Annotated in this window: 14 protein-coding genes and 1 pseudogene; 8 read left to right on the forward strand and 7 right to left on the reverse strand. The window is 37.1% G+C overall.

The window, feature by feature from the left end; translation table 11 throughout:
- Nucleotides 1-124: DUF433 domain-containing protein (locus PX484_RS11050; protein ID WP_288103838.1), on the reverse strand; the 124-nt coding region annotated here is incomplete at its 3' end.
- Between the two features lie 208 nt (nt 125-332).
- Here PX484_RS11050 and PX484_RS11055 point away from each other — a divergent pair.
- Both PX484_RS11055 and PX484_RS11060 read left to right on the forward strand, forming a co-directional pair.
- Entirely contained in the window at nt 333-584 is a 252-nt protein-coding gene (locus PX484_RS11055; protein ID WP_260441799.1) for a hypothetical protein, read from the forward strand.
- A 305-nt stretch (nt 585-889) separates the two neighbouring features.
- On the forward strand, nt 890-1,069 hold the full coding sequence (locus PX484_RS11060; protein WP_159251988.1) for a hypothetical protein: 180 nt from the start codon (nt 890-892) through the stop codon (nt 1,067-1,069).
- 571 nt (nt 1,070-1,640) lie between these two features.
- Here PX484_RS11060 and PX484_RS11065 read toward each other — a convergent pair.
- Entirely contained in the window at nt 1,641-1,880 is a 240-nt protein-coding gene (locus PX484_RS11065; protein WP_002747313.1) for a type II toxin-antitoxin system HicA family toxin, read from the reverse strand.
- Nucleotides 1,877-2,086 (reverse strand): hypothetical protein, encoded by a 210-nt coding sequence (locus PX484_RS11070; RefSeq protein ID WP_002747310.1) that lies wholly within the window; start codon nt 2,084-2,086, stop codon nt 1,877-1,879. Before PX484_RS11070 ends, PX484_RS11065 begins: the two co-directional genes overlap by 4 nt.
- A gap of 304 nt (nt 2,087-2,390) precedes the next feature.
- On the opposite strand from PX484_RS11070, the gene PX484_RS11075 reads away from it, so the two are divergent.
- Complete coding sequence (locus tag PX484_RS11075; protein WP_002802877.1) at nt 2,391-2,714, forward strand: DUF433 domain-containing protein; 324 nt, start codon at nt 2,391-2,393, stop codon at nt 2,712-2,714.
- On the forward strand, nt 2,698-3,033 hold the full coding sequence (locus PX484_RS11080) for a DUF5615 family PIN-like protein (RefSeq protein ID WP_002790889.1): 336 nt from the start codon (nt 2,698-2,700) through the stop codon (nt 3,031-3,033). Before PX484_RS11075 ends, PX484_RS11080 begins: the two co-directional genes overlap by 17 nt.
- Before the next feature lie 68 nt (nt 3,034-3,101).
- On the opposite strand, the gene PX484_RS11085 is transcribed toward PX484_RS11080, so the two are convergent.
- The 3 genes from PX484_RS11085 to PX484_RS11095 form a co-directional block, all read right to left on the reverse strand.
- Nucleotides 3,102-3,644 carry a 2Fe-2S iron-sulfur cluster-binding protein gene (locus tag PX484_RS11085; protein WP_002802876.1) on the reverse strand — a complete coding sequence of 181 codons (543 nt, stop codon included), beginning with the start codon at nt 3,642-3,644 and terminating at the stop codon, nt 3,102-3,104.
- A 71-nt stretch (nt 3,645-3,715) separates the two neighbouring features.
- Nucleotides 3,716-4,048, reverse strand: a complete 333-nt coding sequence (locus tag PX484_RS11090) for a hypothetical protein (RefSeq protein ID WP_002776941.1) — start codon at nt 4,046-4,048, stop codon at nt 3,716-3,718.
- Nucleotides 4,049-4,115: 67 nt separating this feature from the next.
- Nucleotides 4,116-4,301, reverse strand: a complete 186-nt coding sequence (locus PX484_RS11095; RefSeq protein WP_002737983.1) for a hypothetical protein — start codon at nt 4,299-4,301, stop codon at nt 4,116-4,118.
- Between the two features lie 246 nt (nt 4,302-4,547).
- Here PX484_RS11095 and PX484_RS11100 point away from each other — a divergent pair, with 246 nt between their 5' ends.
- On the forward strand, nt 4,548-5,882 hold the full coding sequence (locus PX484_RS11100; RefSeq protein ID WP_149989437.1) for a helix-turn-helix domain-containing protein: 1,335 nt from the start codon (nt 4,548-4,550) through the stop codon (nt 5,880-5,882).
- Between the two features lie 165 nt (nt 5,883-6,047).
- On the opposite strand, the gene pheT is transcribed toward PX484_RS11100, so the two are convergent.
- Nucleotides 6,048-8,483 (reverse strand): phenylalanine--tRNA ligase subunit beta, encoded by a 2,436-nt coding sequence (gene pheT, locus PX484_RS11105; protein WP_287767626.1) that lies wholly within the window; start codon nt 8,481-8,483, stop codon nt 6,048-6,050.
- Nucleotides 8,484-8,708: 225 nt separating this feature from the next.
- On the opposite strand from pheT, the gene PX484_RS11110 reads away from it, so the two are divergent.
- From PX484_RS11110 to PX484_RS11120, 3 genes and pseudogenes are all read left to right on the forward strand, one after another.
- Nucleotides 8,709-9,275 carry a hypothetical protein gene (locus tag PX484_RS11110; RefSeq protein WP_043999965.1) on the forward strand — a complete coding sequence of 189 codons (567 nt, stop codon included), beginning with the start codon at nt 8,709-8,711 and terminating at the stop codon, nt 9,273-9,275.
- Complete coding sequence (locus PX484_RS11115; RefSeq protein WP_287767622.1) at nt 9,272-10,210, forward strand: DNA-methyltransferase; 939 nt, start codon at nt 9,272-9,274, stop codon at nt 10,208-10,210. The genes PX484_RS11110 and PX484_RS11115 overlap by 4 nt, the downstream gene beginning before the upstream one ends.
- 221 nt (nt 10,211-10,431) lie before the next feature.
- Nucleotides 10,432-10,541 (forward strand): annotated as a pseudogene (locus PX484_RS11120) (2OG-Fe(II) oxygenase); the annotation flags it as partial.

Raw genomic sequence — 10,541 nt, forward strand, 5'->3', positions numbered from 1 at the left:
TCCCTCCTCCTAGATAATCAAAAATATCTGCTACTGCAATACGAGTATTAACAATGCAAGGTTTGCTACTGCGAATGTCTGGGTTAATCACAATCCGATCTCGATATTTAGCTGCAAAAGACATAGTAATAATTGTTGTTGGCTAATGATTATTATAACTTAATGTTAACTGTACTTTAAGCTTGATAAATCTTAAAACTAAAGCCCTCGACTTTTAGGTTTCAAAAATTCTATTATCAATAAGCTGCATTACACTACCTTAATCCACTCTAAAAGAGCGGCGATCGCACTTTTGATGTTAAACTAAGATCAGAAAACTTTTTCTATCATTTATGAAAAAACTTAGAGTTTATATTGATACATCAGTCATTGGAGGCTGTTTAGATGATGAATTTTCCTTAGAGTCCAATCAATTGATGGAAGCCATTAAGCAAGAAAAGTTTATTTTGTTAATGAGTGATATCATTGTTAGCGAATTAACTAATACCCCCCAAGCGGTTAAAGATATTTTATTATCGATTCCGCAGAGAGTTATTGAAGTAGTTAAGATAACACCTGAAGTTTTACAGTTAAGGGATGCTTAAGTACCTAAGCAAAATTAATTACACATATCTAACCACCTCTTGCCTCCTGCCTCTTGCCTTTTGCCTATCTTGACTAGGAAATTAATTTTGCACGACTACTTATATCAATGAAGGAGTTGTTACATCAAAGTCTATTAATGATGCTACTCATGTAGCGGCTGCTACAATAGCTAGAGCGGATGCAATCATATCATGGAATTTTAAACATATTGTGCGCCTAGATAAAATGAAAGGCTATAATCAAATTAATTTACTCAATGGCTATGGGATTTTGACTATTATTTCTCCTTTAGAGGTAACAATTGATGAAGCCAACGACAATTAAAAAAAGTTTTGACTGTTTAGCTTTTAAACAAACCAGTCAAGAAAAAATGGCTAAAGACATGAAAAATCTCAGCTATTCAGATCAGATTGAATATCTTCAAAAAAAGATTAATGAAAGTGATTTAAAGTTATGGTGGGAATCCATCAATAACAAGAAATAAGGCGAATTATACTCTGTTAATGCACCCGACAAGAAAAGCGATCGCACTTCTAATATTCTGCCAAATGCGATCACAAATCTCCATTTTTACGGAAAAAATGATAATATAAAACTCAAATTTGAACTATTGTTGTGGAAAGATAGTAAGATGACAAAGTTACAATTAACTCAAGCGGAAATTGAAAGCCTTACTTTTGATGAATTTTTGTATTTAAGAAATTGGATTAATAAGTTAGACGATCAACAATGGGAAAAACAAATCAAATTTTAGTAAGAAGGAATTTTGAGCTTTTAAAAAGTGACTTAAACCATCCTTCTTTGTCTTTTAAAAAAGTTGGAGAATTTTGATCGGCAGGATTTGGTATTAATTATAGAGCTTTAGCTTTTAAAGATGATGAAGATTATATTTGGGGGTGGATAGGAAGTCATGAAAAATAGGAAAGATTATTAAAATAAAAGCGTTCACCTCTTTATTGCCAAAATGTAGTTAAACAAAGTGCAACCCAACACCAACCAAATAAATTAATAATTGATCATCTTGGATCGCACTCAATCTACAGGAGATAGCCATTTTAAAACAGTCTTTTCAATAGTTCATCTTTACTTAGATTAAAATGTAGAGCGACATCACGCAAAATATTATTTAAAGTGCCTATTTTGACAGGATTATGAGCAGGAATAGTAATCTGATGTGTACCATTTTCAGAAGTAGTTAGTCTAATATGGCTACCCGTTTGACGACTCACTTCATAACCTAACTCAGACAATTTTTTGATTAAGTCATCACTGGATAAATCTCTGGGTAGCTTCATACCGCAAATACCTCATCCCTAACAATATGTAAACGAATAATTTTAGGGCGATTTTCCCTATCATCATAATGACAATTAACGGCATCTTTTACCATTTCTCGTAAAGATTGTAAATCATCGGCTTCGGTAAAAATAGACTCGCCTAATGCCCTTGCTGTATATCCCCCTTCCGGTGCATCTTCCACTAAAAAAACTATTTCTGTCATATTTCCTTCTTTACTCTCTAAATTTTTGCAGTAATTTTAATTATAGTTTGTTTAGTTTTTTAGATAGCACTGTTTAAAGCTTACAAGATTAGCGTTCGCCGTTTATCAACCCTAATCGCCTCTTTATTGCCAAAATGTAGTTAAACAAAGTGCAACCCAACACCAACCAAATAAATTAATAGTTGATCATCTTGGGTTTCGTGCCTCAACCCAATCTACCAGATCGGCGATCGCAGTGATGTTGCCTTACTGGGGAAAAAATGGTACGATAATAACAATTTATTAATATTATTGGTAAGTAATTATGTCATCTTTAGTTATCTCACAACATATTGAAATCACTCCTGGTATCTGTGGTGGAAAACCTCGTATTGCTGGACATCGAATTAAAGTTCAAGATATTGTAATTTGGCATGAAAGAATGGGAATGTCACCAGATGAAATTATTTATCACCATCCTACTATTACCCTAGCAGATGTTTATGCGGCCTTGACCTATTACCATGACAATCGAGAAGAAATTAGACGACAAATTGAAGCAGGAGAAACTTTTGCTAAACAACTACAAGGAAACAAACCATCTTTAATTGAGAAAATATTACAGGGTGAAAATGCCAGTCAAGATTAAATTTCATCTGGATGAAAGTGTTAGTAATGCTATTGCAAACGGCTTGAGAATGCGGGGAGTTGATGTCACAACATCCCCAGAAGAGGGTCTAATTGGTGCATCTGATGAAAGACAACTAGCTTATGCTTTGTCCCAACAACGAGTCATTTTTACTTTTGATGATGATTTTCTTAGTTTGGCCTCTACAGGTATTGAACATTGTGGCATTATTTACACTCGCCAACAACGTCAGCCAATTGGAAAAATTATCAGTGATTTAGTCTTAATTTGGGAATGTTTAGAACCTCAATATATGTATAAAAAGATTGAGTTTTTGTAAAGATTAGACACAATAATAAATAAGGTGCATTATACTGTGTTAATGCACCCGATAGAAAAGCGATCGCACTAATAAAGATCTTCTTCTTTATCAGTTTCAATGACACAATTAGAAGTAGGATAAGCAACACAAAGCAATACATAACCATCGTCTATTTGATCATCATCTAAGAAAGATTGATCTGATTGATCTACACTACCAGAAACGATCTTACCAGCACAGGAACTACAAGCTCCCGCACGACAATCAGAAGTAATATCTAGTCCGTATTCTTCAGCTATATCAAGAATGTACTCATCAGCAGGAACTTCAATTGTCTCTTTTCCATCAGGAGTAATTAAAGTTACATTATAGTAACCCGGACGAGAATTATTAGTTGATGCTCTTGAATTGGATACATTCTCTTCGGTTTTTTTATTTAGTTCTTCTTCAAAAGCATCAAACTCTCTACGGATTTCATTGATTTTATATTGTTTCTCTCGCTCACGATGTCTTTGATAGTCTTCAATTTTTTCCCTTACTTCTTTTGCAACTTTAGGAGCTTCTTTTATCGCATGTTTAAGCCCTTCTCTTGCTAAGTGATTCAGTGCGTGTGTCAACCAATCGCTCATTTTCAAAGTCCTCCTGTAATAAAAAGTGTTGAAAACTTAACTTGATGTAAAATTTAACAAAGTAGTTCTTACTAACACCGGTAAGGTGGAGAAATAGGCACACCATTTTGATAGTTTTGGCATACTCTATAATACCATCCATCAGGCATTAACACAAAGTAAAAATGTGTATATGGTTGACCAGACTGTAACATTCTACGTCCTTCTTGTTCTCCAACTGCTTTAAAAACACCTCCTACTAATCCTCCAATTGCTGAATTTACTACTGTTCCCACATTTATTATTTGACGAGGAGAATATCGTTGAGCTTTAATTGGACTAATCCCAATATTGATGAATGCAAACATTATTGAGAGCCAAGTAATAAAACGAAAATAAGTTAATGATTTAGTTGTTGTTTTCATAATTAATACCCACAATTACGAATGTTCAAAAATAACTCCTTGTAAGGATACCAACTGGCACTTTTACCTACCCCCCCGAATACTTGATACCAACTTGACTTAAAATCTGAACCACTTTGGTTGCGTCATAACTGGGGACTTCTATCTGATCCCCTGAAATTGAGGCATTTGAACCCAATGAACCGACGATTTTTGCCTTAGCTTCTGATTTTTTAGAATCGAGCGCATATTTGTCTAAAACGAACTTCGTCATAAAATACCTACGTTAAACTGAGACATAAGCAATAATACTTAGAACTAGCGTCGCTGAGTTAGATATGGTTAGTTTTAGGTCTGTTTTGCTTAACTAGATTCCATCATGCCAAACGCTTCCAAAAAGTGACAACCCCTAAACATCGGATTTTATCGGGAGTTTTGTCGGGTAAATTTTTCTGAAAATTGGAAAAAGTGGGATTTAGTTGGGCTATAATACCCAAAAGTCTTTTGCTGTGTCGATTGTATGAATATCACGGAAGTCTTACAACTGATTGACGAACGCCTTATTGAGCGAGATAAAAAGCCGCTAAATACTATCCAGAAGGCTATTTTTGAAGGGAGTTGGCAAGGACAGAGTTATCAAGAAATAGGTAACGAATATCACCGCAGTGAGACTCATATTAGAGAGGAAGGTGCTAAATTATGGAAGCTTTTATCGGATGCTTTTGGGGAAGAAATAAGAAAATCTAATTTTCGTTCTACCATAGAAAGAATGAAGATTAAATCATCACAAATTGTTGAAATAAATCAAAATTTTAATTTTTGCTCTCAGATTTTTAATCAACTCAATAAAGATGACAAAAATAGAGAGATAAACTCTCAATATTCTCAGACATATCATGATCTAACCCTTGCTCCTCAAATTATTGACTTTTACGATCGAGAAAACGAACTCGCAACAGTCTCGAACTGGGTGTTTAAGCAAAATACTCGCTTAATTGCCGTTTTGGGATTATGGGGAATAGGAAAAACCACCCTAGTTAAACGATTTATTGATCTCAATTTAGAACAATTTGAAGTGGTGATTTGGAAAAGTTTAAAATTTCCTAAGTCTTTAGATTTATGGCTAAATGATTTATTGAATACTTGCCAAAAAGAACCGAAAGAAAGCACCGATAATAAAATCCAGCAATTGTTAGAAGTTCTAAGCAATCATAAATGTTTAATCGTCTTAGATGATTTTCAAAATCTTTTTGCTGTTGGTCAAATGGCGGGTAATTATCAACCTGAATATAGTAGTTATCAACATTTTTTAAAACTGATTGCAGAAATCCAACACCAGAGCCATTTTATTCTCATTAGTCAAGAAAAATCGGCGGAAATGAACTATCTTAATCAAGAAAATTCTCCCATTCAATGCTTAGAATTATCAGGATTTGAAGCCATTGATTTTCTTAAAAATAAAGGTTTACAAGATGGGGAAAGATGGTTAGAATTAATTCAATTATACGAAGGTAATCCTTTTTATTTAACTGATATTGCCGTTTTGATTAAAGATGTTTTTGATGGCAAGGTTAACGATTTCTTGGCAGAAAATAGCTTAGTTATTACAAAAAAAATGCAGTCTCATTTAAAACAAATTTTTGGTCGCTGTTCTCCCCTTGCCCAACAAATCGCCTTAGAATTAAGTAAAGTTGATCAACCTTTATCTAGAGAGGAGTTAAAAAATAACCTAGATTTATCTGCTAGTGATTTAATCAATGGTTTACAATCCTTGCAACAACGTTATTTAATTCAAAGGGAGCAAAACCGATTTCAATTATCATCTATTTTTAAAGCGTATATCAAAAGCGATTGATTGTAATATTTTTTAGAGGAGATCGAGTCTAAAAAAGAACCCTTCCAACCTCTTAAACTGATTGGTAATCATTAGAGGCAATCAGCGATATTGATAGCGATGTGTGAGATTATTCTTGAGATAATATAAGGTCGATGTCTGATAACTGATAATTGATCGCTGAATTTAACTTCTTAAAGAAACTTGGAACTGTTTAACTAAAGCTTCTCGCACTTTTGTCATTAAGGGTTCCACATCTTCATCGGTTAAAGTTCGATCGCTGGCACGATAGACTAAACTAAAGGCCAAACTACAATGATTTTCTGGCACATTCTGCCCCTGATAGCGATCGAATAATTCGACTTTTTCTAAAAGAGTTCCCCCAGCATTTTTGATAGTTTTTGTCAATCTATCTACGGGTATATCTGTAGAAACAAAGAAGGCGATATCTCGTGCAGCCCCCGGATAGGTAGAATAGACCTGTAAACGCGGGGTAATTTTGGCACTATCGCTAAGAGTTGCTAACAGGATCGGGAACTGGATTTCAAAGGCATAAACTGCCTCAATTAATCCCTTTTGCTGACGCAATTGCGGGTGTAGTTGACCAAAAATTCCTAGTCGTTGTTTACCAATCCATAAAGATGCTGTTCGTCCGGGATGAAAACGCGCATCTTCGGCATCTTTTTCGTAGCTTACTGTCAGCGAAAGGCGATCGAATACTGCTTCTAAAATGCCTTTTGCTTCATACCAAGTCATGGCTACCTCTTTACCCGATCGCAGCCAACGTCCGGCCGGGAAGAAATCACCGCCAAAAATGCCAGCAATCGCATCGTATTCGTTGATATTATCCGATTCTGAGCGGAAAACTCGCCCGATCTCGAAGCCATTTAAGGAACCGTTACCCTGAGACTGATTATACTCAAACGCTTCGATTAAACCGTCGAGGAGATTAGTCCGCAAAGCAGAATACTCGACAAAAAGGGGATTAGCGAGGACAACTTCCGCTAATTCCGGTTTAACTAGGGAATACTGGACTAATTCCGTCAAACCGACTGCTCGAAAAGCTTCCCGTACCCGACGCTGTATAGTTTCCTCAAAGGACAATCCTCCGGCTGCGGTTTTTGCCGGCAAAGTATCGACAAAGCGATCATATCCGTACAGTCGCGCCACTTCTTCAATTAAGTCAATTTCTCGTTCTAAATCCCGATAACGGTAGTCTGGCACTGTCACAGTCCACAGAACAGGATTTTTTGAGGTTAACTGTAATTCACAGCCTAAATTGCCTAAAATCCGTTCCACATCTTCGGCGAGAATTTCACTGATCGCACCGTTATCTAGGGTAACTTGACCCAGTAGCTGCTGCAAACGTTCTAAACGCAATTCGATCGAACGACTGGACTGATCGGCACGATAATCAGCTTTAACCTGACTGCTGACAGTTCCCCCAGCTAACTCTAGAATCAAATCGATCGCCCTTTGACAAGCATATTCCAAAGCGGCGGGATTAACACCGCGTTCATAGCGTCCAGAAGATTCGCTGCGTAAACCCTGCGCTTTTGAGGAACGACGGATAGCGATCGGATCGAATAAAGCCGACTCTAGCACAAGATTAACGGTTTCCTCGTTAACTTCTGTATCTTGACCTCCCATCACCCCCGCTAAAGCTACCGGCTTATTATTGGCAGTAATTAATAAATTAAGCTCTTTTAAGCTTCTTTCCTGACCATCAAGGCTAATAATTTTTTCCCCTTCCTCGGCAAAACGGACCCCAATAGTAACGGATTTACCTCCGGCAAAACTTTGTAAACGATCGCGATCGAAAGCGTGTAAGGGTTGTCCCCACTCCAAGAGGACATAATTAGTAATATCGACCACATTATTGATCGATCGCAATCCGGCAGCCTGTAAACGCTGTTGCAACCATAGCGGAGATGGGCCAATTTTTACCCCCTCGATCACCGTACCAATATAAGCAGGACAAGCTTTATTTTCTGATATTTCCAGCGTTAAATCTTTTTTAGGGGAAAATTCACCTAATTTCACTTTTGGTAGGCTTAATTCTCCTCCTGTCAAAGCCGCCACTTCTCGCGCGACTCCGATCATACTCAAAGCATCGGCACGGTTAGCGGTGGGAGAAATATCTAAAATCACCTCATCGAGTCCTAAAAGGGGACGAACATCTGTACCTAAAGGGAGATTTTCCTGGCTAAAAATGTGGATTCCTTCAGAATCTTTAGTTAATCCTAATTCCGCGAGGGAACAGATCATCCCTTCCGATTTTACCCCCCGCAATTTAGCCGGTTTAATCGTTAAATTGATTTTGGCTAAATAAGTTCCCAAAGTAGCCACGGGAACTAGAATATCAGCCCTAGCATTGGGCGCACCACAGACAATTGTACTAAGATTTTCCTGACCGATATCCACCTGACAGACACTTAATTTATCTGCGTTGGGATGGGGTTGACGATCGATAATTTTACCAATAACCACACCCTTTGCCCATTCTCGGCGATCCTCGATCTCTTCCACTTCTATTCCCGCAATTGTCAATAATTCGGCTAATTCTTGGGGAGATTGGACAATTTTGACTAATTCTCGTAACCAGTTGATCGAAATCCGCATCGTTAATTCTTGCTTGCCGTTGGTTCTTAACTATTGTAAACCGTGGGTAGTCAATGATTTAGAAATTAGGGACGATCGGCTGTTAGAATATTAGGGGCAAGATGGAAGGCCTGTGTAAATAACCGATCATTTTCCTTGGCCAGGGGTGATATTATCTTTGAACAGATTACCGATAATTTGGGTAGATAATCAGTAGTTAGCTATCTATATCAAAAAGGATTATTGATGCCACCCGATCAAATAGAAAACCTACTCAAGGGAATTTTGAGACAATACCAAAGTTCTTTTAGTGACAAAATCTATGGAGAAGAAAATGATGATTATGATCCGCTTATGAGGGTATTTGGAATTACTCCTAGTTTAAAAAGGGAAAATCGTCAGTATTGGGGCAGGGAACTAGGAATGTGTTGGCAACGTCTGGTGACAGAAGTTTTTAAGGCTAATTGTTTAGATTATCAACCGGCTTTAAAGATTGCAGATGATCAACCTTGTGACTGCATTTTAGGTAGAGATGCCATTGATACTAAATATAGAATTGGTTCGGGAGATTCTGGCACACTTAAAAAGTTTAAACAGTATGGAAAACTATTACAGGAAAGAGGACTTAAACCTATTTTACTGATTGTGCGAGAGGATAACTTACCAGCAGCGATTAAAGCTTGTCATCTGGGTGGCTGGACTGTTTTGCAGAGCCAACAAAGTTTTGATTATATACTTGAGCGCAGTGGGTTCGATTTGCTGAAAACTTTTGATAAATTTTCTGAAACACAGGAGTTTTATATTGCCCGATGAATATCTCAAAAAGATGGCAACTTCTGCACGGTGATTGTAGAGAACTTCTCACTTTACTAGAAGAATCTAGTATATCTTGTGTGATCACAGATCCACCCTATAATTATGAGTTCATTGGCAGAAATTGGGATCATGATGAAATCCAAAGACGCAGAGAACGCATTCAAAACAGTTCCACACTGGTAAAAAATATTCCCTATGGAAGTGGGTTAGCTGGTGGGGTTCGCAATGAGCGTTGGTATCAACGCAATCGCGAAAATGTGGTCAATTATATTGAATGGGCAACAGATTGGTCAAAGGAACTAATGCGTGTTTGTAAAAGGGGGGCTGTTGTCGCTGTTTTTAGTAGCACAAGAACACTGGCTCATATTCAGATTGCTCTTGAAAATGCCGGTTTTTATGCTAGAGATGTGCTGGTTTATAGACGACATTCAGGCATTCCTAAAGGATTAAATATTGAGAAAAAACTTGACAAAATTGGTGATACTAATGCTCAACAATGGCAAGGTTGGCATACTTGCCTGAGAAATGAATGGGAAGCTATAGTTATTGTGCAGAAGCCTCTAAAAAACAATTATATTGAAACTCTACAAATGACTGGATTAGGTCCCTTCAAAGCTATACTAAGTGACGGCTCTTTTCAATCCAATATTTTAGAGGGCTTTTCTAAAGGACGGGATGAAAATTTTGATGAGCATTGTACGATTAAACCTTTATCATTGATTAGAAAACTGCTCGAGTTATTTCTACCACAGGATAACAGTCATATAGTTCTCGATCCTTTTGCTGGAACGGGTACAACTTTAATTGCCGCTCTAGAATTAGGTTATCAGACTATTGGTATTGAAATTGAAGATCAGTATATTAATATCATTCAACAACGTTTGGGGGAATATTTTGGCAAGATCGGCCAGGAATTTGAGGTATTTGATTAGTCAATCAAAAAGTTAACAATAATAACCGCTACGGTAGAAAATCGGCTCGACAATAAATCCCTCGGAGAATTAAGGAGAGTTAGTCAAGCTTTCGAGCAGAACATCATTCTTAATAACTCTTATCTTAAAGTACACACAGACAGAACACTTCTGGGAAAATTATCCCCATCTCTCTAGGAACAAGCTATCATAAAGATTGCCATACCGTTGCGATTCTATCCGTGCCTTACTATTCCCAATATCCCGACGCTTTTACTCCCAGTTATCTGAGCGAACTACAAGGACAGATTCTCGCTTGTCCCCACTTCACAGTTAACAATTTAAATCGAGA

The sequence above is a fragment of the Microcystis sp. M49636_WE2 genome (assembly GCF_030065375.1).
In the GTDB taxonomy this organism is placed as follows: Bacteria; Cyanobacteriota; Cyanobacteriia; order Cyanobacteriales; family Microcystaceae; genus Microcystis; species Microcystis aeruginosa_C.

Bases quoted from the DNA above. Each gene is read 5' to 3' on its own strand.
- PX484_RS11095 (WP_002737983.1), bottom strand. From the start codon at position 4,301: ATGACGAAGTTCGTTTTAGACAAATATGCGCTCGATTCTAAAAAATCA.
- PX484_RS11085 (WP_002802876.1), bottom strand. From the start codon at position 3,644: ATGAGCGATTGGTTGACACACGCACTGAATCACTTAGCAAGAGAAGGG.
- PX484_RS11065 (WP_002747313.1), bottom strand. From the start codon at position 1,880: ATGAAGCTACCCAGAGATTTATCCAGTGATGACTTAATCAAAAAATTG.
- PX484_RS11055 (WP_260441799.1), top strand. From the start codon at position 333: ATGAAAAAACTTAGAGTTTATATTGATACATCAGTCATTGGAGGCTGT.
- PX484_RS11110 (WP_043999965.1), top strand. From the start codon at position 8,709: ATGCCACCCGATCAAATAGAAAACCTACTCAAGGGAATTTTGAGACAA.
- PX484_RS11115 (WP_287767622.1), top strand. From the start codon at position 9,272: ATGAATATCTCAAAAAGATGGCAACTTCTGCACGGTGATTGTAGAGAA.
- PX484_RS11100 (WP_149989437.1), top strand. From the start codon at position 4,548: ATGAATATCACGGAAGTCTTACAACTGATTGACGAACGCCTTATTGAG.
- PX484_RS11075 (WP_002802877.1), top strand. From the start codon at position 2,391: ATGTCATCTTTAGTTATCTCACAACATATTGAAATCACTCCTGGTATC.
- PX484_RS11070 (WP_002747310.1), bottom strand. From the start codon at position 2,086: ATGACAGAAATAGTTTTTTTAGTGGAAGATGCACCGGAAGGGGGATAT.
- PX484_RS11080 (WP_002790889.1), top strand. From the start codon at position 2,698: ATGCCAGTCAAGATTAAATTTCATCTGGATGAAAGTGTTAGTAATGCT.
- PX484_RS11090 (WP_002776941.1), bottom strand. From the start codon at position 4,048: ATGAAAACAACAACTAAATCATTAACTTATTTTCGTTTTATTACTTGG.
- PX484_RS11060 (WP_159251988.1), top strand. From the start codon at position 890: ATGAAGCCAACGACAATTAAAAAAAGTTTTGACTGTTTAGCTTTTAAA.
- pheT (WP_287767626.1), bottom strand. From the start codon at position 8,483: ATGCGGATTTCGATCAACTGGTTACGAGAATTAGTCAAAATTGTCCAA.